This window comes from Hafnia psychrotolerans (genome assembly GCF_014639435.1).
Classification (GTDB): Bacteria; Pseudomonadota; Gammaproteobacteria; order Enterobacterales; family Enterobacteriaceae; genus Ewingella; species Ewingella psychrotolerans.
In genome coordinates this window covers 482,167-504,596 of record NZ_BMFZ01000001.1, presented here as the reverse complement: position 1 = coordinate 504,596, position 22,430 = coordinate 482,167, and the positions used below count along the sequence as shown (strand labels likewise).

Genomic DNA, 22,430 nt, shown 5'->3' with positions numbered 1-22,430 from the left:
CGCTAAATAACAGGTTTACATTCATGTGGTATCGCAATCTCCCCGCCATTCTGATGCTCAATGTGTTGGGCATTGCCCTTTTTTTGTCGTACTACCTGCCCGCTAATCACGGTTTTTGGTTTCCGATAGATGCCTCGATTTTTTTCTATTTCAATCGGCAACTCGCAACCAGCGAGGCGTTTCTACACCTGGTCGCCATTACGAATAACCGTGCCTTTGACGGAATTTCACTGCTGACGATGGGACTGCTCTATTTATCATTCTATATAAAGCGTGATACCGCTGAGCGACGCCGCATGATTATTATTGGTGTGGTGATGTTGCTTACCGCAGTGGTACTTAACCAGTTAGGGCATCTGTTGCCCGTCAGCCATAAAAGCCCATCGCTGAGTTTCCCCGGCGTCAACCGTGTGAGTCAGTTGATTGGTATTCCGACCAAAGATGCTTCAGCCGATAGCTTCCCCGGTGACCATGGAATGATGCTGATGGTGTTCTGCTGTTTCATGCTGCGTTACCTGGGTAAAGGGGCGTTTGCGATAGCCGTGCTGATCACCCTTATCTTCTCATTACCGCGGGTGATGATCGGTGCGCACTGGTTTACCGATATCGCAGTAGGTTCAATGTCCGTTGTTCTGGTGGGAGCAAGTTGGTGGCTGATGACGCCGGCGAGTGACGCCATGGTTAGCTGGCTGGATCGCCACTTGCCTCAATTGCGTCGCCGCTAAATCCTTTTTATAGCCGTGTTTATTTTTGACACCTATATGTAAATATTATGGCCCGAATTTTTTCGCGCGCGCAGTATCGGGCCATTTATAAAGTTTAGGTTATGGAAGAGCATCACTGTTTTTTGCCCGAAAGGCCCGTTTCAGGCGGCTTGGTGCTAAAAATGTACAGAACCATTCATCATTTATTACATTAACGTTAATATCACGGCACATCTCAATTTCATATAACAAATCCCGTAAAAGCTCTCGCAATCCCTTATTCATTACGGTAATCTCCAAAACGTTTACACAGAAATGTGGCATAAACGGCTTGATCCCAGAAAAAGTGTGCGCTATAGCACGTTTCCCTGACCAGGCGTTTGCTGACTCTGTGTGCAGCAAGTAACCTCGCTACGTTTGGCAATTTATAACGATTTAATCGTTAAGGACATCAAGGGATAACAACAATAATGGTCAAGTCTCAACCGTTTATGAGATATATCACGCGGATAATTCCCGCGATTGGCGCAGCAATTATTCTCACTGCGTGTAGTGGTACACATTCTTCGGACACAGTAAACGCGCAAACTGATATGCGTGCAGTAAATGACAATAACAGTCTTCTACTGCAAGCCTCTCAGGATGAATTCGAAGCAATGGTTCGTAGCGTCAATGTAAAATCCAAAATTATGGATCAGTACGCTGACTGGAAAGGCGTTCGTTATCGGTTAGGTGGTGAAAGCAAGCGTGGTATCGATTGCTCAGCCTTCGTTCAGGTAACATTCCGCGAACAATTTGGTATGGATCTACCTCGTTCAACTTATGAACAGGAAGAAAAGGGCAAGAAAATCCAGCGCACTAAACTGCGTGCGGGTGATCTGGTTCTGTTCCGTGCAGGTTCAACAGGTCGTCACGTCGGTATTTATTTAGGTAACAATCAGTTTGTTCATGCTTCCACCAGCAATGGTGTGATGATTTCAAATCTGAACGAGTCCTACTGGAATAGCCGTTTCCGTGAAGCAAGACGTGTTTTAGCCAGTGGTGAACACAGCTAATTAGTACACGTACTTTTGTTGTCCTAAGCCAAGCGAATAAAAAAACGTCATCCACGGATGTCGTTTTTTTTTGCCTCTTTATTCCCTCCCTCTCTAAAAAGCCACAATGGCCCCCTTCGCCATCCCTACTTGCGAAACCTGACCGATGCAATGAAGCCTCTCAGCCACCACTCAAGAGAGGCTGTTATCGCAGAGGACATGATGCACAATGTTTGCGGCTGCGCTTTTGTCTTAGCCACTGTTTCAGATTATGGTAAAACAACCGAAATCAGGGAAAAAAGAGTTATGGATCATTCTTTCAGATAGGTTATCTGCACATCTCTCATTATTATTTACCCCCAGATTTCCGCGCAGCAAGCCGCTGCGATGAAATCCCGTCATCTTAGCAGGAGCGCTCCCCGGATGTTTATGCGTCTTTTTATCGCTGCTTTACTGTCTGTTTTGAGCCTGTCTGCTCAGGCTGAGACCATTGAAAGTAGCTACGCTTTTGCCATTTTTGGTGAGCCTAAATACGTCTCCCATTTCACCAGTTTTGACTACGTCAACCCTGCGGCGCCCAAGGGTGGCACTATCCGTCTTTCGGCTATCGGCAGCTACGACAATTTCAACCGTTACGCGTCTCACGGTAATGCCGCAGCACGCTCCGATACGTTGTATGACAGCCTGTTCACGACATCAAGTGATGAGATTGGCAGCTACTATCCGCTGATTGCTGACTCGGCACGCTATGACAGTCATTTCCGCTGGGTAGAAGTGGATATCAACCCGCATGCCCGTTTTCATGATGACAGCCCAATCACCGCCAAAGATGTCGCGTTTACCTTTAAAAAATTCATGACCGAAGGCGTACCGCAATTTCGCGTGGTTTATAAAGGCGCCGAAGTGAAAGCTATCTCGCGTTTGACAGTCAGGATCGTTTTGCCACGGGCAAACAAGGACATGATGCTCGGCCTGCTGGGATTGCCTATTTTGCCGCAGAAATTCTGGGAAAAACATAAGCTCAATGAGCCTCTGTCGAGACCGCCGTTAAGCAGCGGGCCTTACCGTATCAGTGACTACAAATTGGGGCAGTACGTCATCTATTCGCGTGTGACGGATTACTGGGCCGCCAACCTGCCGGTAAACCGCGGGCGATATAATTTCGACACGATTCGCTATAGCTACTACCTTGACGACAATAGTGCTCTGGAAGCTTTCAAGGCTGGCGCATTCGATTTCCGGATGGAATCTTCGCCAAAAAATTGGGCGGCACAGTATCAGGGGACTAATTTCAGTAAGCATTACATCGTAAAACAGGATCTGGAAAACCAGGCAGCGCAAGAGACCCACTGGCTGGCTTTCAATATTCAGCGTCCCCAGTTCAGTGACCGCCGGGTGCGCGAAGCCATTACGTTAGCGTTTGACTTCGACTGGATGAATAAAGCGCTCTATTACAGCGCTTACCAGCGGACTAACAGCTATTTTCAGAACACCGACTATATGGCGAAGAATTATCCTAACTCGGCAGAACTGGCGTGGCTCGCGCCGCTTAAAGGCAAAGTACCTAACGAAGTATTCAGTCAGTTATATCAACCGCCCCGTTCGGATGGCAGTGGCAACGATAGAGCTAATCTACTTAAAGCGACCAACCTGCTGAAACAGGCTGGCTGGACATTGCAGAACCAACAATTGATCAGTCAGAGCACCGGCAAACCCTTCACCTTTGAACTGTTGCTACCCCGTGGTAGCAACACGCAGTATGCCCTGCCCTTTCAGCACAATTTACAGCGCCTGGGTATCACCATGACGATCCGTGAAGTTGACAGCTCACAGTTTGTCCACCGTCTGCGTCAGCGGGACTACGATATGCTGCCGACGGTCTATCCTGCCACACCTTATCCGAGCGCGGATTTGCAAATCGTCTGGAACAGCAAATATATCAACTCGTCATATAACAAGCCGGGCGTAAAAGATCCGGCAGTTGACCAGTTGACCGATCAAATTGCTGCCCATCAGGGAGAACCGGAGACGCTGCTGGCACTCGGCCATGCGCTGGACCGTGTATTGACCTGGAACCAATATATGATCCCGATGTGGTACATCAATCATGAGCGCTACGCCTATTGGGACAAATTCTCGATGCCCGCAATCCGCCCGACTAATGGCCTGGAGCTGGATACCTGGTGGTATGATATGAACCGGGCAGCCCGACTGCCCGTCCAGCGCCGTTGAGGTGCCTGCTGTAACCCGTTATCTATAACCACGCCTGCGTCAAATGATCCCGACGCTCTGAATCAATCCATGCAGGATTGATTCTTGCGATCCCCAACGCTTTTTAACAGCATCTGGGATTATCAGCCGGGACCTACAGATGATACGCACAGAGTGTCATCATCTGATTGTGTTACACGAAGGGAAACGGAGGGCACAAGGCGAAGATGAAGCGATGTTCAACGTACCTGCACATGCTGATACCCGAGCGTTGCTCTCGCGCTGATCATTAACAATCTGAGCGGAGAAAGCGGGATGTTAGAAGGGGTAAAACGCTGAAACTGTTTCAGCAATGGCTGCACCGGTATTTTTCAAACGGCACATCGTGGCGCTTTCGTCATCACGTTTAACGAATAGGCAAGGCTCGCCGTCGCATTCCACCACAGCACTTTCAACCTGAATTTCCTGCAGGCACTCGGTTAGCCGGCGCATCACCCGCCAGGCAACATCGCCTTCATGGCTCAATAATTTCAGACCAATAAGGTTGCTGCCTTCCTCGCTGCCCGCCAGCGGAATCGGTTCAACTTTGATACCGGCAAAACCCGATAACCATCGGTAACTTTGCGGTAAACGATGTACTACCGAAAGTTGAATATTATTCACGTGAATCCCCAGATAATGATTAATTTCAACAAATAATTCACACAATAGTTACATACATATCCAGTTATAGCCGATTAATACTGAATATGCTTGCACGAAGTCAAAAAACTTAACATATTTGCAACTTTCACGCACAGAGTGCAGAGCAAATCGCTTATTTTATGTCCAACTCACCTTCATTGTGCGAGCCAGATCTCATTTTGGGTTACTTGTAACCTTTTCCATCTTATTTCTCAACCGATTTTAATCATTATCGCTACTATTTAGGTCTTTTTAATTTACATTTTAAAAACAATCCGGATTCAATACAAACCCCTTACGCCAGAGTAAACCATTCGATATCAACTCATTACAAAAAGGATAACGAAGCATCATCCAACGCTCCCGCTTCCCGGGATGATGAAAATGGACCCTGTCTTCAACTCTTGTGGTTGCACAAAAATGGTTAACATTATGGTATGGGTTGAAGGTGCCTACGTCGCCCGGCTTAATGACCAGCAGATGACTGATATCTCTAATGATGTGCTGAAAAATCAGCGAAATGCGGCTATTCAGTGCGGTGCGGCGGGAGGGGTTATTCTGTGAGTGTTGCTTTTTAGGTTGGGCAAGACGCGTAAAACCAAAACTGAATAACTTTTAGCTTACCGTTATCCAATAAAAAACGGCCCAATGAGCCGTTTTTTATTTTTTGAATCAGGACGTTATCCACGCCCAACCAACGGCATAGCGGTGGCCATAATCGTCATGGTTAATATATTAGCGTCAAGCGGTAAACCGGCCATATAGGCGACGGCCTCTCCTATACGCTCAACCTGGATCACCGGCTCTTCGGCAATTTCGCCATTGGCCTGCATTCTGCCAGCTAACGCCTTATTGCCCATATCGGTTGCCGCATTGCCAATATCAATCTGCCCGCAGGCGATATTAAAGGCGCGGCCGTCCAGCGAAGTCGACTTAGTCAGGCCAGTAATGGCATGTTTACTCGTGGTATAGGGCGCGGAGTTGGGACGCGGCGACTGCGCTGATACCGAGCCGTTATTTATAATGCGCCCACCCATCGGGATTTGCTGCTTCATAAGAGCAACTGCCGCGCGAGTACATAAGAACACACCGCTCAGGTTGGTATTGATCACGTCCAGCCAATCCTCCACGGCCAATTGTTCGATCGGCACATCTTTTACATTGGTTCCCGCGTTGTTAAACAACAGGTCGAGCCGCCCAAAGGTGGCTTTGATATCGGCAAACAGCGCGTCCACAGACTGCGGGCTGGTGACATCCAACTGGCGCGCTATCGCTTGCCCGGCAGGAAACTGTGTAACAGCCTGCTCAAGTTTATCCAGATTGCGTCCGGTGAGAATCACGGTGAAACCGCTCGCGGCAAGCGCCTTAGCCGAACTCAACCCAATACCGCCGCCACCGCCGGTGATCAGTGCAACTTTGCTCATTTTTATTCCTTTTTATACGGCTGCCAGCATACCGCCATCAATAAATAGCAAATGTCCATTAACAAAGTCAGAGGCTTTAGACGATAGGTAAACCGCACCGCCAATCAGCTCTTCTGGATTGCCCCAGCGCGCCGCAGGGGTGCGCTTACACAACCAGTCGGAGAACTCTTTATTGTCCACCAGCGCCTGTGTCATGTCGGTTTTGAAATAACCCGGTGCGATACCGTTAACCTGAATGTTATAACGCGCCAGCTCAACACACATGCCGCGGGTCAGCATTTTCACCGCGCCTTTGGACGCGGCATAAGGCGTTATGGTGTCTCGTCCCAGTTCGCTTTGCATCGAGCCGATATTAATGATTTTGCCGCGTTCACGTTGCACCATATAGCGCGCCACAGCCTGCGACACCAAAAATACAGATTTCTGATTGACCGCGATGATGTCATCCCAGTCTTTTTCCGGAAACTCAGTAAACTTGTGACGACGCTGAATACCGGCGTTGTTGACCAACACGTCAATCGCACCGATCTCCTTTTCAATATGGTCAATCGCCTGATTCACCGCTTGGCTGTCGGTCACATCAAACGAGACCGGATGCACAATAAAACCTTCGGTGCGCAATGTTTCAGCCACGCGGGAGGTCGTCTCTGCTGAGGTCCCGTTAATAATGATTTCCGCCCCATGCTGCGCCAGCCCTTTCGCCAGCAGGAAACCCAGACCGCGCGTGGAGCCAGTGACCAGAATTTTTTTGTTATCAAGGGAGAAGAGGTTTGTCATGATAAATGTCCATAGCAAAAAGTTACTTCACACTTAAGCGGTTTATCGACGGCCAAACTGTGACACAGATCACTCGGCTCCGTGTTAACAAACTCTGTTACCACAAGCGTGATCCTTATCATTTTGCTAACATGCTTCCTGCATAACTATGCTTCACGCTTCATTATTCACACAGGACCTGCGCGGATGAGAAACCAACGCGTCACGCTGCAAGATATTGCGTTACTCGCCGACGTGACCAAAATGACCGTCAGTCGTTTTTTGCGTACCCCGGAAAAAGTATCGCCGGAAACTCGCGAGCGCATTGCCAAAGTCATGGAGGAAGTGGGATATCCGCTGGAAGACATCGAGCGCCCACAAAAAACGCCTCGCATCGGTATTCTGGTCCCCTCTTTCAACAACCAGATCTTCTCGGATCTGCTGGCGGGCATTGAATCCGTCACTTCTCAGCAGGGTTATCAGACGCTGGTGGTCAATTACGAGTACAGCAAAGAACGTGAAGAAGAGCACATCATTAATTTGCTGACCTATCAGTTGGCAGGCCTGATTCTCACGGATTCCGTGCACACGTTGAAAGCCGATAAGTATCTTAATGCTGCTGCTATTCCGATAGCACAAGTGATGGGTCTCGATGACACCCACGGGCGCATTGCCGTGGGTTTCGATAATGTCCAGGCGGGTTATGACATGGCGAAGACCTTGCTCGCCAGCGGTAAGCAGCACGTCGTATATTTTGGTTCGATGTCGGATGCCCGTGACCAAAAACGCTATCTGGGGTATAGCCAGGCGATGCATGAACACCAGCTTGAACCGATGCGAATCACCCCAAATAAAGTCTCTTCGGTCTCTATCGGCGCCGGAATGCTGGCGCTGGCCCGGCAGCTCTATCCTCAGGTTAACGCGGTGTTATGTACTAATGATGATATTGCGGTCGGCGTGTTACAGGAATGCCTGAAGTCCGGCATCAGAGTTCCCGAAGACATGGCGATTTCTGGCTTTCACGGTCTGGACATTGGGCTGGCCACCACGCCGCTATTAGCCAGTGTTATCACGCCACGTTATGAAATGGGTAAAGTCGCCGCCGAGATTATTCTCAAAAAAATCAAAAAGATACCCACCATTGAACGCGTGGATTTGCATTATCAAATTTCTATGGGCGGGACAATTTGAGCCTCGCTTCGTCTTTACTCTCCATGAATGCTCATCGGTGAATTGTGGTTTAGGATCACGTTACAAGTAACACCCTTTTTTAACATGATCCAACGTGACGCCGGTCACGAAATAGTTTCCTGAAAATGCTTTTATTAGCACATCGATTCTGAGAAGAAAACTTTGACAGGTAACGACAATGATCCAACAACAAAAACCACGCGTATTAATTCTGGCTCCGGTCATGGACAGCCTGACTGAACAATTGGAACAGCAGTTTGCTGTAGATAAATATACCGACCAGCAGAATAAAGATGCTTTTTTGGTCTCCAACGGCAAAGGTATTGTTGGTCTGGTAACACGCGGTGATGTCGGTGTCGATAATAGTGTTTTGGAATGCCTGCCCGATTTAAAAGTTATTTCAGTTTTTGGCGTTGGTACCGATGCCATTGATTTATCCTATACGAAAAAACATAATATTCAGGTTGAAATAACCCGCGGTGTATTAACCGAGGATGTCGCCGATATGGCCATGGCTTTAATGCTCGCCACGTCACGCAATCTCTGTCAGGCCGATCATTTTGTTCGTGAAGGGAAATGGCTGGAAGGCAATTTCCCGCTATCGAGCAAAATCAGCGGCAAGCGTCTGGGAATATTTGGCATGGGCCAGATTGGTCAGGCGATTGCCCGTCGTGCCAGTGGCTTTGATATGCACATCAGCTATGCCAGCAATAACGAAAAACCCGAACTGCCTTACCGCTTCTATCCTGACGTTAAACAACTTGCCGCACAGATCGATGTGCTAATGATCGCGGTGTCTGGCGGGTCGCAATCTGCTGGCGTGATTAATGCATCAATATTTGACACCCTGCCTGACAATGCTCTGGTGGTGAATATTTCCCGCGGCAGTGTGATCAATCAGCAGGATTTAATGACTGCATTGCAGAATAAAAAAATAAGTGGCGCAGGGCTGGATGTATTTGCTGAAGAACCTCGGGTTCCCCACGAATTAATTGCTATGGACAATGTGGTTTTACAACCGCATGTAGGTAGCGGCACACATGAAACACGACAGGCAATGAGTGAAAAAGTATTGGCGAACTTGCATAAGCACCTGGATTAATAACAGCATCATTATTTGCATATCAATAACACATTATTAATAAAAGAATCAGATTAACCTTCCCTCATTTATTTAATATCGGGGAAGGCGGTCTGTATAGCCGAGGTGTCCACGATGGATAATAAAATCCCTAAAGCCCGTTGGTTACGCGTTATTACGCCGATATTAATTGCCTGTATTATCTCCTTTATGGACAGAGTGAATATCAGTTTCGCCATGCCTGGCGGAATGGATGCTGAATTAGGTATCACCTCGTCGATGGCTGGCCTGGCAGCCGGTATCTTCTTCATTGGGTATCTATTTTTACAAGTCCCGGGCGGCAGCCTGGCTGTACACGGCAGTGGACGTAAGTTTATTGCCTGGTCTCTGGTCGCGTGGGCAGTCATATCGGTGCTAACCGGTCTGGTCACCAATCAGTACCAATTGCTGTTCCTGCGCTTCGCGCTCGGTGTGGCGGAAGGTGGGATGCTGCCGGTGGTGCTGACGATGGTCAGCAATTGGTTCCCGGACAAAGAGCGCGGGCGCGCCAACGCCTATGTGCTCATGTTTGCCCCACTCGGCGGTATGATCACCGCTCCGCTTTCCGGAGTGATCCTGGATGTACTCGACTGGCGCTGGCTGTTCATCATTGAAGGGCTGCTCTCGCTCGTTGTGATGATGTTCTGGTGGTTTACCATCAGTGACCGCCCGGAAGAGGCCAAATGGTTATCTGACCGCGAACGCAATTATCTGGTCACTGAGCTGAACCGCGAACGTGAAGCCCTGAAAGCCCTGGCACCGGTACAAAATGCTCCGCTAAAAGAGGTGTTCCGCAACGGTTCAATCAGAAAGCTGATCATTATTAACTTCTTCTACCAGACCGGAATTTACGGCTATACCTTGTGGCTACCGACTATCCTTAAAAACCTTACCGGCGGCGATATGAGTTCGGTCGGGATGCTGGCTATCATCCCTTACGTTGGCACGATGTTGGGGATCATCACGATGTCCGTGCTATCGGACAAAACGGGTAAACGCCGTATGTTCATCGTGTTGCCGCTGTGCGGGTTTGCTGCCTGTCTTGCGGCCTCAGTGAGCGTCAGCCACAACATTATGGCGTCATACGGCTTCCTGGTCGGCGCGGGTTTCTTCCTGCAAGCTGCCACCAGCGCCTTCTGGACCATCCCAAGTAAAATTACCACGCCAGAAGTGGCGGGTAGCGCACGCGGTGTGATCAACGGTCTGGGAAATTTGGGCGGCTTCTGTGGGCCGTATCTGGTCGGAGTGCTAGTCAATATCTACGGTCAGAGCACCGCGATCTATGCGCTGGTCGCATCACTGCTGATTGCCGCGCTGGTCACCACGTTGTTGCCGAAAGAGTGTGACATGGCGCTGATACCGGGCGCGAAAGCCAAAACGATGGCAGATGAATATGCGAGAGCGCGCAAAATGCGTAAAGCCGAGGGGATCAAAGCGTCGGTTGTAGGGTAAAGAACACCGCTCCCCCTTCTCTGGGGGAGCGGTTGATGGATATCCGGCCTTTTCAGCCCCTCACTTTCATCGGGCGGCTGGCGTACAGAAACAATAACACGGCGGCAGTGACACAAAACGCCATCGACCCGACCATCGGCCAGGCGCTTTTGGCGGTAAATAACGACAGTATGGAGCCAATCGCCGCACCGGTGCCAAAGCGAATCGTACCCGCCAGAGAAGCCGCTGTTCCCGCCATATGTGGAAAGTCATCCATAATCACTGCCATCGCATTTGACGTCACCATGGCTATCACGCCAACGTAACCCGCGACACCGAGCACCAGCGCCCAGAACGGCAGCCCAAAGGCGCACACCACCAGTAACCAGATGCCCATAATCAGCTGCACAACCAGGCCGAAACGGAACATTTTCACTGCCCCCATCCGACGCACGTTACGGCTGTTGATGAGCGTCAGGATCACCAGGGCGACAATATTCAGCGCAAAGTAAAAGCCAAAGTTCTGCGGTAATACGCCGTTTAGTTCAATATAGACAAACGGACCGGCACTGAGAAAAGAAAATAATCCGGCAAAGGAGAAACCACTCGCCAGCATATAACTCAGTACGCGCTTATGCCGGAACAGCGAGGCAAAATTGCCAATACTGGCGCGCAAATGGAATTTTTGTCGCCGCGCTTTGGGGAGTGTTTCTTTGATGTAAACACCAACTAACACCGCAGCGATCAGCGCCGCAATGGCCATCGCCCAAAAAATGGCATGCCAGCTGAAGGCGACCATCAGCATACCACCGAGCATCGGTGCCAGCAGCGGTGCGACAGTCATGACCAGCACAACAAACGACATCATTCGAGAGAATTCATCTTTAGTGAACATATCGCGCATCAGGGCATTGATCACCACACTCGCCGCCGCCGCCGCTAAGCCATGCAGGAAACGCATATAGACCAGTTGCTCGACCGACTGTGCCAGTGCGCAGGCCGCGCCCGCAAGAGCAAAAATCAATACCCCCCAAAAGATAACCGGCTTACGCCCGAGGCTGTCCGCCATCGGCCCGTAAAACAACTGACCGACAGCGAAACCCAACACATAGGCACTGAGCGTCATTTGCACGCTGCCAGCAGGCACGCCAAATTCCTTAGCAATCACTGGCATACTCGGCAAATACATATCGATAGCTAATGGCATCAGCATCGAGATCAATCCGAGGATGAAAATCAACCCTATGTGCGATACCCGGTTCTCTTCCACTTGCACGTTCACCACCAAATGAATCAGATAATGAGAAAACTAACGGCCTGGCATTTCAACACTGGCCACTTCCTCGTCGGTCAGTCGACGGTATTCGCCCGGCGCCAAATCGTCGTCCATGGCAATCGCACCGATACGTTCACGGTGTAACGCAACAACGCGATTCCCTACAGCGGCGAACATACGTTTCACCTGATGATAACGACCTTCGCTGATAGTCAGGCGTACCACGCACTCTTCGATCTGCTCAAGTACGGCCGGTTTGGTCAGAGAATCTTCGTTATGCAGTTGTACCCCGGCGGTAAACTGCGTGGCAGTATCCTCGGCCAGCGGTTGCTCCAGGGTCACCAGATAGGTTTTTTCGCAATGATGTTTTGGCGAGGTAATACGATGCGACCACTGACCGTCATCGGTCATCAGTACCAGACCGGTCGTGTCGATATCCAGACGCCCTGCCGCATGCAGTTTGTAAGCGACAGGTTCTTCGAGGAAGTACAGCACGGTCGGGTGATCCGGATCGTCGGTGGAACAGACATAACCCTGAGGTTTATTGAGCATAAAGTAGCGCGGGCCACCAATTTGCTCCAACACGTTGCCGTCAAACTCCACGCGGTGCTGCGGTTCCAGTTTCAGCGAACCGGTTTTGATAATTTCACCGTCTACTGTGACGCGTTTATTACGGAGTTCACGCAGCGCGATTGCACGGCTGACGCCCAGTTGCTGAGCTAAAAATTTATCGAGACGCATTGAATCTGCCTAACCTTTGATGGCGACCTGAGAGATCGCATTTCTGATAAAACACAACACCCCGCCGTTACACCAGGGTAACTGACAGGGCTGAGAGTGATGAATACTTGGCGAGGCAGACCAGCTGCCTATTATTGAACAGGCAGTATAGCCGCGCTTGGCGCATCATCATAGAAGCTTGTGACACAGATCGACAAAAGTTAGCCGGGTTTGGTGATCGCCATCCGCGCTAACTTTTGGCATACTTAACCCCTGTATTTATCACCAGTGAATATTGCCGTGACCGCTTTCACCCTCCGCCCTTATCAACAAGATGCCGTTGACGCCACGCTGCGCCATTTTCGTCAGCATGATGAACCCGCGGTGATCGTCCTGCCGACGGGGGCGGGAAAAAGCCTGGTGATTGCCGAGCTGGCGAGGGTTGCCAGAGGACGCGTGCTGGTGCTGGCACATGTTAAAGAACTGGTGGCGCAGAATCACAGCAAATACCTCTCTTACGGATTGGAAGCCGATATTTTCGCCGCCGGACTGAATATCAAACAGAGCAGCGGCAAAGTGGTGTTCGGCAGCGTGCAGTCGGTCGCACCGAATCTTGCTGCCTTCGGCGGTGAGTTTTCCCTGCTGATCATCGACGAATGTCACCGTATTTCTGACGATGAAAACAGCCAATATCAGCAAATCATCAATCATCTGCGCACCAGCAATCCACGGTTGCGTCTGCTCGGCCTGACCGCCACACCTTACCGGCTGGGCAAAGGATGGATTTATCAGTATCACCATCAGGGAATGGTCCGCGGCGACGCCGACAGCCTATTCCGCGACTGTATTTATGAGCTACCACTGCGTTACATGATCAAAAATGGCTTTCTGGTCCCGCCAGAGCGTCTCGATATGCCGGTGGTGAGCTATGACTTCAGCCGCCTACAGGCTAACAGCAACGGCCTATTCAGTGAGGCCGATCTGAATGACGAACTGCGCCAGCAAAAACGTATTACTCCGCACATCATCAACCAGATTGTTGAGTTCGCCGCTGACCGCAAAGGGGTGATGCTGTTCGCCGCTACGGTAGAGCACGCGGGTGAGATATTTGGCCTGCTGCCAAAAGGTCAGGCAGCGCTGATCAGCGCACAGACACTGGCGTCTGAACGTGACCGGCTCATCGGTGAGTTTAAACAACAGCAGTTACGATTTTTGGTCAACGTCTCCGTGCTGACGACGGGTTTCGATGCACCGCACGTCGATCTTATTGCCATTTTGAGACCGACTGAATCCGTCAGTTTGTATCAGCAGATCGTTGGGCGTGGGCTACGCCTGTCACCAGGAAAAACCGACTGTTTGATCCTGGATTACGCAGGAAACCCGCATGATATTTTCACGCCAGAAGTGGGCAGCCACAAACCGGGCAGCGACAATAAACCGGTACAGGTCTTTTGCCCGGCCTGCGGTTTCGCCAATATCTTTTGGGGTAAAACGACGGAAGACGGCACATTAATTGAACATTTTGGCCGCCGCTGTCAGGGCGTTCTGGAAGATGATGATGGTGAGCGCGAGCAGTGCGACTACCGCTTTCGCTTCAAAAACTGCCCTCACTGCGGCGCAGAGAACGACATTGCCGCACGGCGATGCCATCAATGCCAGGAGATTCTGGTCGACCCAGACGATATGCTTAAAGCCGCACTGCGACTCAAAGATGCGTTGGTGCTGCGTTGTGGGGGCATGAATCTGGAAAACGGCCGTGATGAAAAAGGCGAATGGCTCAAAATCACCTATTACGATGAAGATGGCGCCGATGTCTCGGAGCGTTTTCGTCTCAGTACGCCTGCCCAGCGGATGGCTTTTTTGCATAATTTTCTGCGCCCGCACCAGCGTGCACCCGGTGTGGCGTTGGAATGGCAAACGGCTGCCGACGTCGTAGCGCAACAGATTCTGCTGCGACACCCTGATTTTGTGGTCGCACGGATGAAAGGCCAGTTCTGGCAAATTCGCGAGAAGATATTTGATTATCAGGGACGTTATCGCCGCGCCAATGAGCTGCGTGGTTGAACAGAAAATGGCGTAATTGATTGCTGATACAGCACGACTTCGGTATCATACCGCCCGCTTTCGCCTCGCGCGGGAGTAAATACCATCCACTGGGTCGCCTGTGATGGGATTAATTTTCTTATTAGAGAAAAAACAATGTTTACTATCAATGTAGAAGTACGCCCACTGGGTGAGCAGGGTAAGGGTGCGAGCCGCCGCCTGCGTTTAGAGAACAAATTCCCAGCTATCATTTATGGTGGCTCAGCTGCTCCAGTTTCTATCAAACTGGACCATGATTCTGTAAAGAACATGGAAGTTAAAGAAGAATTTTACTCTGAAGAAATCACTTTGGTTATCGACGGTACAGAAACCAAAGTTAAAGTTCAGGCAGTACAGCGTCACCCGTTCAAGCCAAAACTGGCTCACATCGACTTCGTTCGCGTTTAATCTTTTAGATTAGACAACAATGAGTTGATGCGCATCGGGACGCCGTGCGTGAACAATAAAAAACACCGCCTCGGCGGTGTTTTTTATATTGGGGAACAAACTACTTATTATTTCCAGACCGGCGCTGCAGTTGGTCACGCAAATTGGGTGGCGTGCCTTTAATCGTCAATGTATCCGTCGCCGGGTCCCAGAAAACCCGCTCGCCCATAAGCATCGCATCAAAGTTAATACTCACACCACCACCGCTGCCGGCAAACTTAGTCAGTTGACGCAAGGTGCTACGGTCAGCCGGAAAAGTCTCTTCCAGTTGATAGCCCTGTTCCTGAGTAAATTCTTTAAATTTCTTATCATTCCACGGTGGCAGTTCTTCGGACAGATCATCAAGCGCAATCTCTTCCCCCGACTGCAACTGCTCGTTGCAATAAGTGTAAACCTGTTGACGATAATTCTGCCGTTCGTTCTTGTCTAGCTGGGCCTCGGCACAGAAATCATCAACCGCCTGTAACAAGCCCCGGTTTTGAGCTTTGGTATCCAGACCTTCTGCTGCGCCAAGAAAATCCATAAAGAAGTCGGAGACTTTGCGCCCGACCCGGCCTTTGAGGAAGGTTAAATAACGGGTGGATTCAGGGCTGGTTTCCCATTCGGTCAAATCAATGCGCGCCACGATATCGGCATGGTTGATATCAAGGTAGTGGATGCTACTGACATCCAGCTGTTCATTCACCCGCATACTGCTGCGGCTGTTAAGCACAGCAATCAGTAAATAGTCTACCGCCAGGAAGCGGTAATGGCAGAACAGCACCACCCCGCCTTCGGCAAACGGGTACTTCGACAACTCGTCGCGCAAACGTCCGGTAGCAGCACGGCTAAAACCGAGAAAATCCTCTTCACCCTTGCGGCAGTTACGGAGCGCCACGGCGAGTTCGCTGTCTTGATTAAATAACCCGTAAGCTTTGCTCTTGGCGCTATAAACGCGATGCAACTCGGCCATCATCTCTTCAACCGCCGCATTCGGGGTTAGCAAGGTATCGCGCAGCACAACATCCAGCGTCTGCTCGTCACGCTTATTCAACTGGTGCAGAGCAATCTGCTCGATATCCAGGCTCATGGGGTTTCTCCGGTTAGAAATTTGATGGAATTGGGATCGATACCCAATGCAATGGCGCGTATTCAAACATTGAATATGTGATGCTTGCAACTGCAAAGCCTTACGCGCTGAAACACATACAAATACATCTCATCAATATCTCAACATCTGCCACATTATAAAAATGCAGAAACTGATGCCACGATACGTTAAGATATTGCACTTTGTCAGGCTTTGAGCACATTAATCTATGCCACAATCATCTCGTTACAGTGACGAACACGTTGAACAGCTCCTTTCTGAACTGGTCAATGTACTGGAAAAACACCGCACCCCAACCGATCTTTCATTGATGGTTTTGGGTAATATGGTGACCAATTTAATCAATACCAGCGTCGCACCTGCGCAGCGGAAAGCCATTGGCGGCTCTTTTGCAAGTGCATTGCAAGCGTCGATTAGAGAAGATAAAGCCCATTAATCCAATATTTTCCCAAGACCTCTTATGGTGACAAATAGTCAGCGCTATCGCGAAAAAGTATCCCAGATGATCAGCTGGGGGCACTGGTTCGCCCTATTTAATATTCTGCTCAGTCTTGGACTCGGCAGCCGCTATCTTTTTGTCTCTGACTGGCCTTCTTCGCTTGAAGGGCGACTCTACTCGCTGGTCAGTTGGCTTGGGCATTTCAGCTTTATCGGTTTCTCCACTTATCTATTGATCATCTTCCCGCTGACCTTTGTGGTGATGTCACAGCGTTTGTTGCGTTTCCTGTCGGCGATTTTAGCCACGGCAGGCCTGACGTTGTTACTGGTGGATACCGAGGTATTTACTCGCTTCCACCTGCACATTAACCCGGTAGTTTGGGAATTGGTGGTTAACCCAGGTCAGGGAGATCTGGCACGCGACTGGCAGCTGATGTTTATTTGCGTGCCGGTGATTTTCTTGATCGAAATGTTATTCGGCACTTGGGCATGGCAAAAGCTGCGTAGCCTGAATCGTCGTAATTTCGCCAAGCCATTAGTTGCACTGTTCATTGTCAGCTTCTTTGCCTCACACCTGATGTACATCTGGGCCGACGCTAATTTCTATCGCCCCATCACCATGCAGCGCTCAAACTTGCCGTTGTCCTACCCAATGACGGCCCGCAAGTTCCTCGAGAAGCATGGTTTGCTGGATGCACAGGCCTATCAAAATCGCCTGATTGAACAAGGCAATCCGGAAGCGCTGTCGGTCGAGTATCCGCTCAATGACATTAGTTTCCGCGATGCAGGCAGTGGCTATAATTTATTGATGATCGTGGTCGATGGCCTCCATGCCTCTACCACGGCTAAAGACATGCCTGCCTTGAGCGAATTCGCGCGGCAGAATGTCAGTTTTAATCAGCATTACAGCTCAGGAAACCGCGTTGACACCGGTCTTTTCGGCCTGTTCTATGGAATTTCACCCACGTATATGGAAGGCATTATTGCGGCACGTAAACCTTCTGTGTTGATGACGTCGCTGGCGAAGCAGGGTTACGAATTTGGCCTGTTCTCGTCCGATGGCTTCAACAGCCCGCTTTATCGCCAGGCCCTTCTGACCGACTTCTCCTTACCGGCGCCAAGCAATCAACCTGACGCGTCAGTGGCGCAGCAATGGCAACAGTGGCTAAATGCACGCAGCACACGTCCGTGGTTCTCTTATGTCAGCCTGAATGGAGTCTCGGCTTCCCTGCACCGTGGAAATGACGCGGTGCCAACGGGCAAAGCCTTTGTCGAGCGCTATCAGCAAGGTGCAACGGAAGTCGATCAGCAGATCGCGGTGATTTTACAAGGGTTGAAACAGCGCGGCATTCTGGATAAAACCGTGGTGGTGATCACCGCTGCGCATGGTGTAGCGCTAAATGAAAATGGGGTCTCGGATTCAGGCAATAGCATAAATCGCGACCAACTGCGCGTACCGCTGGTCATCCACTGGCCGGACACACCGGCGCAGTCCATCAACAAGCTGACGGATCACGAAGACGTCATGCTAACCCTGATGCAACGCCTGTTGCACGTTACCACCTCTCCGGCTGATTTCTCCCAGGGAGAAGACCTGTTTGCGGCCAAACGACGTCATAACTGGATCTCAACCAGCAAAAACGGCACGTTAATTATCACCACCCCGACCCATATATTACAGCTGGAAAGGAATGGTGATTACCGTGCCTATGACCTTGATGGCAAACGCATCAAAGATCAAAAACCTGACCTGGGACTTCTTTTACAGGTTCTGACCAATGAAAAGCGGTTTATTGCTGATTAAAACGGATGAAAGCGCGGCGACCCCTAAGCACGCTTTCCTCCCGTAATAAGACGTTCAACCTGTCGTTGTGCATATCAGCCGTCGTTCTGGCTTCCAACAAAACGTAAGCAAGACCCCATCACAGACATTACATAAATCTGCATTGAAAACTGTTGGAGCACCTGTTGATTATACTGTATATTTAGCCAGTTAATTTTACTTACAGCAAGCAAGAGCGGCTAACCCCGCGGTAACGTGAAGGATGATGAGTAATGCTGGTTGAATTGGTTTATGACAAACGAAACGTGGCAGGTGTCCCCGACGCCAGCGAGAAAATCAAGGCTGAGCTGACCAAGCGCGTGCACCGCCTGTTTCCTGACGCAGAAGTCAAAGTGAAGCCGATGCAGGCAAACGGGCTGAACACCTCGGGTGCCAGCAAGCAAGATCGTTCACATCTCAACCAGATGTTGGAAGCGATGTTCGAAGAAGCCGATGAGTGGCTGTCCATTGAGTAACAACCCGTTGTCTGTGGCTCAACATCATTTGCGTTGGAGCAAGACAGCAAGTGAATGCATCTCGATGAGCTGATTATCGCCAGTTGCTCTGGTGAATGAAGCCAGCTAACACAGCTGCGGCATAAAGGATGAAGAGTAATTCGCATTTACTTACAAAGCGCAACTTAAATAAACATAACCCGGCAACCGCTTATTATATGATGAGTAGGATATAAAATTCATTATCAATCAGAATGATGAGCGCCGGGTTTATGCTGCATTAATAAGGGTATTTATCGTCTGGTTCTTTGTTCCTGGCAACATCAGCATCAACGACTTGCGAAGCAACCATGCCCCCGAAAAAATCCAATGCACAGCCTCATTTTTATTCAAAACGTTTTGCCCTAATTTGCCTGGGCATCGTCGGTTGCATGTTATTTCTGCTGGCACGCGTGGGTTATTTGCAGTTACTTAACCACCCTATGCTGGAGCGCCAGGCGGATCAACGTTCACTACGCTCCACGGTGATCCCGGCCGATCGCGCAACCATTGCTGACCGCAATGGACATCCTCTGGCACTGAGCGTCGCGTCAAAAGATATTATCGCAGACCCTTTCCGCATCTTGCAGCTACACAGCGATCTTAACAGCCCGAAATGGCAGTATCTGGCCTCGGCGCTGAATATGCCGCTGTCGCAGTTACAACAGACTATCACCAGCGACCCACAGCGCCGCTTTGTCTACCTTGGGCGCAAAGTTGAACAGGGTATCGCTAATGATATCGGCCTGTTACATCTGAGCGGTATCAGCAGCCGGCATGATGACAGCCGGTATTATCCGATGAGTGAAGCGGCCGCCAACCTGGTCGGAATCGTAGGGACTGACAATGAAGGGCTGAACGGTATCGAGAAAGGGTTTAACTCGCTGCTGGAAGGTAAGCCAGGTATGCGTGAATACCGTCAAGATGGTCATGGCAATGTGATCGGTATCCTCAAAGAAGTTCCCCCTCAACAACCGCCCACGATCAATCTGAGTATAGACAGCTATATGCAGTACGTGATGTATTCACGCCTGAGCGCAGGTGTGATACAGAACCAGGCCGATTCTGGCGCAGCGGTGCTGGTTGACGTTAATACCGGCGAGATCCTCGGCATGGCCTCTTACCCATCCTACAATCCGAACAACTATGTTGGCGTACAGCCCAAAGACATGCGCAACGTCGCGATCAGTGACAGTTTCGAGCCTGGTTCTACGGTGAAACCGTTGGTGGTGATGGCAGGCCTTGCACGTAAGATGATCCGTCCTGACTCGGTGATCGATACCCATCCCTACACTGTCAATGGGCACCTGATTAGAGACGTCGGCCACTGGCCAGCGCTCACGGTTACCGGCGTGTTACAGAAGTCCAGTGACATCGCCGTTTCCCATATCGCGCTGGCCATGCCTGCGCAGGTGCTGGTTCAACTGTATCAATCATTTGGCCTCGGTAAACCTACCGATCTCGGTATTGGTGGCGAGAGCGGCGGTTATTTCCCACTGCATCGTGAACGCTGGGCAGACATAGAACGCGCCACCTTCTCGTTCGGCTATGGGCTGCGCGTCACGCCGCTGCAAATTGCTCGCGAATACGCCACTATCGGCTCTTTCGGTATCTATCGGCCCTTGTCGATCACCAAGGTGACACCGCCGGTGCTCGGTACTCGTGTGATGTCTCAGGATGTGGCGCAAACTGTGGTACATATGATGGAAAGCGATGCCCTGCCCGGAGGCTCGGGTCTCAGCGCCGCCGTGCCCGGCTATCGTCTGGCGATCAAAACCGGTACCGCTGAAAAAATGGGGGCCAGTGGCAAATATGATGGTGGCTACATCAACTACACCGCCGGTGTTGCACCGGCCAGTAATCCACGTGTTGCTCTGGTGGTTATGGTGAATAATCCGCAGGCAGGTAAGCACTTTGGGGGTTCCGTTGCCGGTCCGATATTCGGCCAAATCATGGGACAGGTACTCAACCATATGAATATCGCTCCGGACGCACTGGTGCCAGAAACACCTCCGAATACGGTTATCAAAGATGGACAGAAGACCAATCTGGTCAGGCGCAGCGCAACGGCAGAATAATTTTTCTCCCTGGATGCTGGATTTATGCTGCTTTTCTGGGTAACGTCCCACCGGTTTCGCCCGCAAGGGCGTTTGTGTGAGGAAGAGCTAAGGCTCTCAGAAGTAGATTATGAAACGTCTTATCATCGTGTTTATCGTATTTATTGTAGTATGTGCCGCAGTCATTGCATTGAATATGCAAGGAACCGGCCCCTGGTAACAGGGCAGTATGAGGTTATCAAGGAGAGCTGATTTTGCCTACAGGTAAGCGATTCGTCATTCTGATCATCGCCATTCTTATCGGAATTGTCGTGCTAAACGATATAATTGCCAGGCTGATTCACTGGATCTTGCTGCATTAATCAATGACCCATCTGGGGCAGTAAACATGCTGCCTCATCATGAAACCGAATCCATCCTGAGCCTTTTAAGCCCGAAGCCGTATACCTTCGGTAATAATGCGCTGTACGTTATTCACGGTCTGTTCAAAGAACGCCGGGTCGTTGAGGGTTTTGCCGGTGATAGCTTCGACCTGTACACCAAAATCCGCATAATGCTGAGTGGTCGCCCACAGCATAAAAATCAGCTGCATCGGATCAACCGGTGCGATCAATCGATCTTTTATCCAGCCGCGGATCACATCTGATTTATCTTCCACCAGCGTTTTCAAACTGCCGCCGAGTTCCTGTTTCAACAGCGGCGCGCCCTGCAGCATCTCCAGACAAAATAGACGTGAAGCTTGAGGATGATCGCGCGAGACGCAGAGTTTCAGGCGGATATATTCGCCGATAGCCTCCAGTGGATGCTGATCCGACTGCAAGGCTTTGAGCGGTGCCAGCCAGATATCCAGCAGCCCTTTCAGCACCGCGATATACAAATCTTCCTTCGACGGAAAGTAGTACAGCAGATTAGTTTTCGAGACGTCGGCACGCTCGGCCACCTGATCCAGGCTGGTGCCGTGGATACCGTACAACGAAAAAAATTCCAGGGCCGCAGCCATGATGTTGCCACGTTTAGCGGCGACGGCGCGCGAGCGTCGCGTCGGCGCTTTGGTTGCGACTTTGCGGGATTGACTTTCCCCGGCGACAGGCTGCGGATGTTCATCCATTGGCTTCACAATGTCTCCCTGAGACAAACGGCAAGGCGGAAATCATAACAAATGGGGATAGAAGCGACTATCGCTATGCATCCGCATAGTGAAAGCAACAACTCATCTAACACCACATAACCACAAAGGGTTATAAATTTAACAAATTTGCACCATTTCCGTTCAGTCCTGCCTGATTTACGTGCAGTTTGTTTTGACCAAATGGTCTAAAACAGACCGTTTGCTCCACCTCAACGCCAGATTATTTATTAACTCACTGAATATTAATATAATTATAAAAGTGGCATCCCCTTTGCAATAGTCTTCACGTCTGGAAATTTCAGCCCGGTGCAATTCGGAAC

General features: G+C 50.2%; 21 protein-coding genes. 14 read left to right on the top strand and 7 right to left on the bottom strand.

Annotation, left to right across the window (positions count from 1 at the left end; translation table 11 throughout):
* Positions 1-23: 23 nt before the first annotated feature.
* The 4 genes from IEV89_RS02315 to IEV89_RS21885 all read left to right on the top strand — a co-directional run bounded on the left by IEV89_RS02315 (position 24) and on the right by IEV89_RS21885 (position 4,235).
* Positions 24-725 carry a phosphatase PAP2 family protein gene (locus IEV89_RS02315; RefSeq protein ID WP_188470005.1) on the top strand — a complete coding sequence of 234 codons (702 nt, stop codon included), beginning with the start codon at positions 24-26 and terminating at the stop codon, positions 723-725.
* 449 nt (positions 726-1,174) lie between these two features.
* The gene (gene mepS, locus IEV89_RS02310; RefSeq protein ID WP_188470003.1) at positions 1,175-1,759 is read left to right on the top strand and encodes a bifunctional murein DD-endopeptidase/murein LD-carboxypeptidase; all 585 of its coding nucleotides are present in this window, start codon (positions 1,175-1,177) and stop codon (positions 1,757-1,759) included.
* A 402-nt stretch (positions 1,760-2,161) separates the two neighbouring features.
* Entirely contained in the window at positions 2,162-3,970 is a 1,809-nt protein-coding gene (locus IEV89_RS02305; RefSeq protein ID WP_188470000.1) for an extracellular solute-binding protein, read from the top strand.
* Between the two features lie 139 nt (positions 3,971-4,109).
* Positions 4,110-4,235, top strand: coding sequence for a hypothetical protein (locus tag IEV89_RS21885; protein ID WP_268235624.1), 126 nt, complete (start codon positions 4,110-4,112; stop codon positions 4,233-4,235).
* A gap of 32 nt (positions 4,236-4,267) precedes the next feature.
* Here IEV89_RS21885 and IEV89_RS02300 read toward each other — a convergent pair whose 3' ends face one another.
* Positions 4,268-4,612 carry a YejG family protein gene (locus IEV89_RS02300; protein ID WP_188469998.1) on the bottom strand — a complete coding sequence of 115 codons (345 nt, stop codon included), beginning with the start codon at positions 4,610-4,612 and terminating at the stop codon, positions 4,268-4,270.
* Positions 4,613-5,053: 441 nt separating this feature from the next.
* On the opposite strand from IEV89_RS02300, the gene IEV89_RS02295 reads away from it, so the two are divergent.
* Positions 5,054-5,197, top strand: a complete 144-nt coding sequence (locus IEV89_RS02295) for a hypothetical protein (protein ID WP_188469996.1) — start codon at positions 5,054-5,056, stop codon at positions 5,195-5,197.
* A gap of 116 nt (positions 5,198-5,313) precedes the next feature.
* On the opposite strand, the gene IEV89_RS02290 is transcribed toward IEV89_RS02295, so the two are convergent.
* Together IEV89_RS02290 and idnO are read right to left on the bottom strand one after the other, a co-directional pair.
* Positions 5,314-6,057 (bottom strand): SDR family oxidoreductase, encoded by a 744-nt coding sequence (locus IEV89_RS02290; RefSeq protein WP_188469994.1) that lies wholly within the window; start codon positions 6,055-6,057, stop codon positions 5,314-5,316.
* 12 nt (positions 6,058-6,069) lie between these two features.
* On the bottom strand, positions 6,070-6,834 hold the full coding sequence (gene idnO, locus IEV89_RS02285; RefSeq protein WP_188469992.1) for a gluconate 5-dehydrogenase: 765 nt from the start codon (positions 6,832-6,834) through the stop codon (positions 6,070-6,072).
* A gap of 186 nt (positions 6,835-7,020) precedes the next feature.
* Between idnO and IEV89_RS02280 the strand changes: the two genes are divergently transcribed.
* The 3 genes from IEV89_RS02280 (at position 7,021) to IEV89_RS02270 (ending at position 10,576) form a co-directional block, all read left to right on the top strand.
* Positions 7,021-8,004 carry a LacI family DNA-binding transcriptional regulator gene (locus IEV89_RS02280; RefSeq protein WP_188469990.1) on the top strand — a complete coding sequence of 328 codons (984 nt, stop codon included), beginning with the start codon at positions 7,021-7,023 and terminating at the stop codon, positions 8,002-8,004.
* 181 nt (positions 8,005-8,185) lie between these two features.
* Positions 8,186-9,106: a 2-hydroxyacid dehydrogenase gene (locus IEV89_RS02275; RefSeq protein ID WP_373283344.1), complete on the top strand. Its 921-nt coding sequence runs from the start codon at positions 8,186-8,188 to the stop codon at positions 9,104-9,106.
* Between the two features lie 114 nt (positions 9,107-9,220).
* Entirely contained in the window at positions 9,221-10,576 is a 1,356-nt protein-coding gene (locus IEV89_RS02270) for an MFS transporter (RefSeq protein ID WP_188469986.1), read from the top strand.
* A gap of 52 nt (positions 10,577-10,628) precedes the next feature.
* Here IEV89_RS02270 and IEV89_RS02265 read toward each other — a convergent pair whose 3' ends face one another.
* A complete protein-coding gene (locus tag IEV89_RS02265; protein ID WP_188470350.1) occupies positions 10,629-11,825 on the bottom strand; it encodes a Bcr/CflA family multidrug efflux MFS transporter in 1,197 nt (398 codons plus the stop codon).
* Between the two features lie 39 nt (positions 11,826-11,864).
* Positions 11,865-12,572, bottom strand: a complete 708-nt coding sequence (gene rsuA, locus IEV89_RS02260; RefSeq protein ID WP_188469984.1) for a 16S rRNA pseudouridine(516) synthase RsuA — start codon at positions 12,570-12,572, stop codon at positions 11,865-11,867.
* A 279-nt stretch (positions 12,573-12,851) separates the two neighbouring features.
* Between rsuA and radD the strand changes: the two genes are divergently transcribed.
* Both radD and rplY read left to right on the top strand, forming a co-directional pair.
* Positions 12,852-14,615, top strand: coding sequence for a DNA repair helicase RadD (gene radD / locus IEV89_RS02255; RefSeq protein WP_188469981.1), 1,764 nt, complete (start codon positions 12,852-12,854; stop codon positions 14,613-14,615).
* 135 nt (positions 14,616-14,750) lie between these two features.
* The gene (rplY, locus tag IEV89_RS02250) at positions 14,751-15,041 is read left to right on the top strand and encodes a 50S ribosomal protein L25 (RefSeq protein ID WP_188469979.1); all 291 of its coding nucleotides are present in this window, start codon (positions 14,751-14,753) and stop codon (positions 15,039-15,041) included.
* Positions 15,042-15,141: 100 nt separating this feature from the next.
* On the opposite strand, the gene yejK is transcribed toward rplY, so the two are convergent.
* Positions 15,142-16,149 carry a nucleoid-associated protein YejK gene (gene yejK, locus IEV89_RS02245; protein WP_188469977.1) on the bottom strand — a complete coding sequence of 336 codons (1,008 nt, stop codon included), beginning with the start codon at positions 16,147-16,149 and terminating at the stop codon, positions 15,142-15,144.
* Positions 16,150-16,378: 229 nt separating this feature from the next.
* On the opposite strand from yejK, the gene IEV89_RS02240 reads away from it, so the two are divergent.
* The 4 genes from IEV89_RS02240 to IEV89_RS02225 all read left to right on the top strand — a co-directional run bounded on the left by IEV89_RS02240 (position 16,379) and on the right by IEV89_RS02225 (position 21,002).
* Positions 16,379-16,606: a YejL family protein gene (locus IEV89_RS02240; protein WP_188469975.1), complete on the top strand. Its 228-nt coding sequence runs from the start codon at positions 16,379-16,381 to the stop codon at positions 16,604-16,606.
* A 24-nt stretch (positions 16,607-16,630) separates the two neighbouring features.
* Positions 16,631-18,412, top strand: a complete 1,782-nt coding sequence (yejM, locus tag IEV89_RS02235; RefSeq protein ID WP_188469973.1) for an LPS biosynthesis-modulating metalloenzyme YejM — start codon at positions 16,631-16,633, stop codon at positions 18,410-18,412.
* Positions 18,413-18,663: 251 nt separating this feature from the next.
* Entirely contained in the window at positions 18,664-18,906 is a 243-nt protein-coding gene (locus IEV89_RS02230; protein ID WP_188469971.1) for a DinI family protein, read from the top strand.
* Positions 18,907-19,235: 329 nt separating this feature from the next.
* Positions 19,236-21,002, top strand: a complete 1,767-nt coding sequence (locus tag IEV89_RS02225) for a penicillin-binding transpeptidase domain-containing protein (protein WP_188469969.1) — start codon at positions 19,236-19,238, stop codon at positions 21,000-21,002.
* 406 nt (positions 21,003-21,408) lie between these two features.
* Here the strand turns inward: IEV89_RS02225 and rutR are convergent, their stop codons facing one another.
* The gene (gene rutR, locus IEV89_RS02220) at positions 21,409-22,089 is read right to left on the bottom strand and encodes an HTH-type transcriptional regulator RutR (protein ID WP_373283343.1); all 681 of its coding nucleotides are present in this window, start codon (positions 22,087-22,089) and stop codon (positions 21,409-21,411) included.
* Positions 22,090-22,430: the final 341 nt, after the last annotated feature.

Excerpts from the sequence above, each read along its gene's own strand:
- IEV89_RS02315 (WP_188470005.1), top strand. The coding sequence starts at position 24 with ATGTGGTATCGCAATCTCCCCGCCATTCTGATGCTCAATGTGTTGGGC.
- IEV89_RS02270 (WP_188469986.1), top strand. The coding sequence starts at position 9,221 with ATGGATAATAAAATCCCTAAAGCCCGTTGGTTACGCGTTATTACGCCG.
- IEV89_RS02280 (WP_188469990.1), top strand. The coding sequence starts at position 7,021 with ATGAGAAACCAACGCGTCACGCTGCAAGATATTGCGTTACTCGCCGAC.
- idnO (WP_188469992.1), bottom strand. The coding sequence starts at position 6,834 with ATGACAAACCTCTTCTCCCTTGATAACAAAAAAATTCTGGTCACTGGC.
- rsuA (WP_188469984.1), bottom strand. The coding sequence starts at position 12,572 with ATGCGTCTCGATAAATTTTTAGCTCAGCAACTGGGCGTCAGCCGTGCA.
- IEV89_RS02240 (WP_188469975.1), top strand. The coding sequence starts at position 16,379 with ATGCCACAATCATCTCGTTACAGTGACGAACACGTTGAACAGCTCCTT.
- mepS (WP_188470003.1), top strand. The coding sequence starts at position 1,175 with ATGGTCAAGTCTCAACCGTTTATGAGATATATCACGCGGATAATTCCC.
- rutR (WP_373283343.1), bottom strand. The coding sequence starts at position 22,089 with ATGGATGAACATCCGCAGCCTGTCGCCGGGGAAAGTCAATCCCGCAAA.
- IEV89_RS02295 (WP_188469996.1), top strand. The coding sequence starts at position 5,054 with ATGGTTAACATTATGGTATGGGTTGAAGGTGCCTACGTCGCCCGGCTT.
- yejM (WP_188469973.1), top strand. The coding sequence starts at position 16,631 with ATGGTGACAAATAGTCAGCGCTATCGCGAAAAAGTATCCCAGATGATC.
- IEV89_RS21885 (WP_268235624.1), top strand. The coding sequence starts at position 4,110 with ATGATACGCACAGAGTGTCATCATCTGATTGTGTTACACGAAGGGAAA.
- IEV89_RS02305 (WP_188470000.1), top strand. The coding sequence starts at position 2,162 with ATGTTTATGCGTCTTTTTATCGCTGCTTTACTGTCTGTTTTGAGCCTG.
- yejK (WP_188469977.1), bottom strand. The coding sequence starts at position 16,149 with ATGAGCCTGGATATCGAGCAGATTGCTCTGCACCAGTTGAATAAGCGT.
- IEV89_RS02290 (WP_188469994.1), bottom strand. The coding sequence starts at position 6,057 with ATGAGCAAAGTTGCACTGATCACCGGCGGTGGCGGCGGTATTGGGTTG.
- IEV89_RS02225 (WP_188469969.1), top strand. The coding sequence starts at position 19,236 with ATGCCCCCGAAAAAATCCAATGCACAGCCTCATTTTTATTCAAAACGT.
- IEV89_RS02230 (WP_188469971.1), top strand. The coding sequence starts at position 18,664 with ATGCTGGTTGAATTGGTTTATGACAAACGAAACGTGGCAGGTGTCCCC.
- rplY (WP_188469979.1), top strand. The coding sequence starts at position 14,751 with ATGTTTACTATCAATGTAGAAGTACGCCCACTGGGTGAGCAGGGTAAG.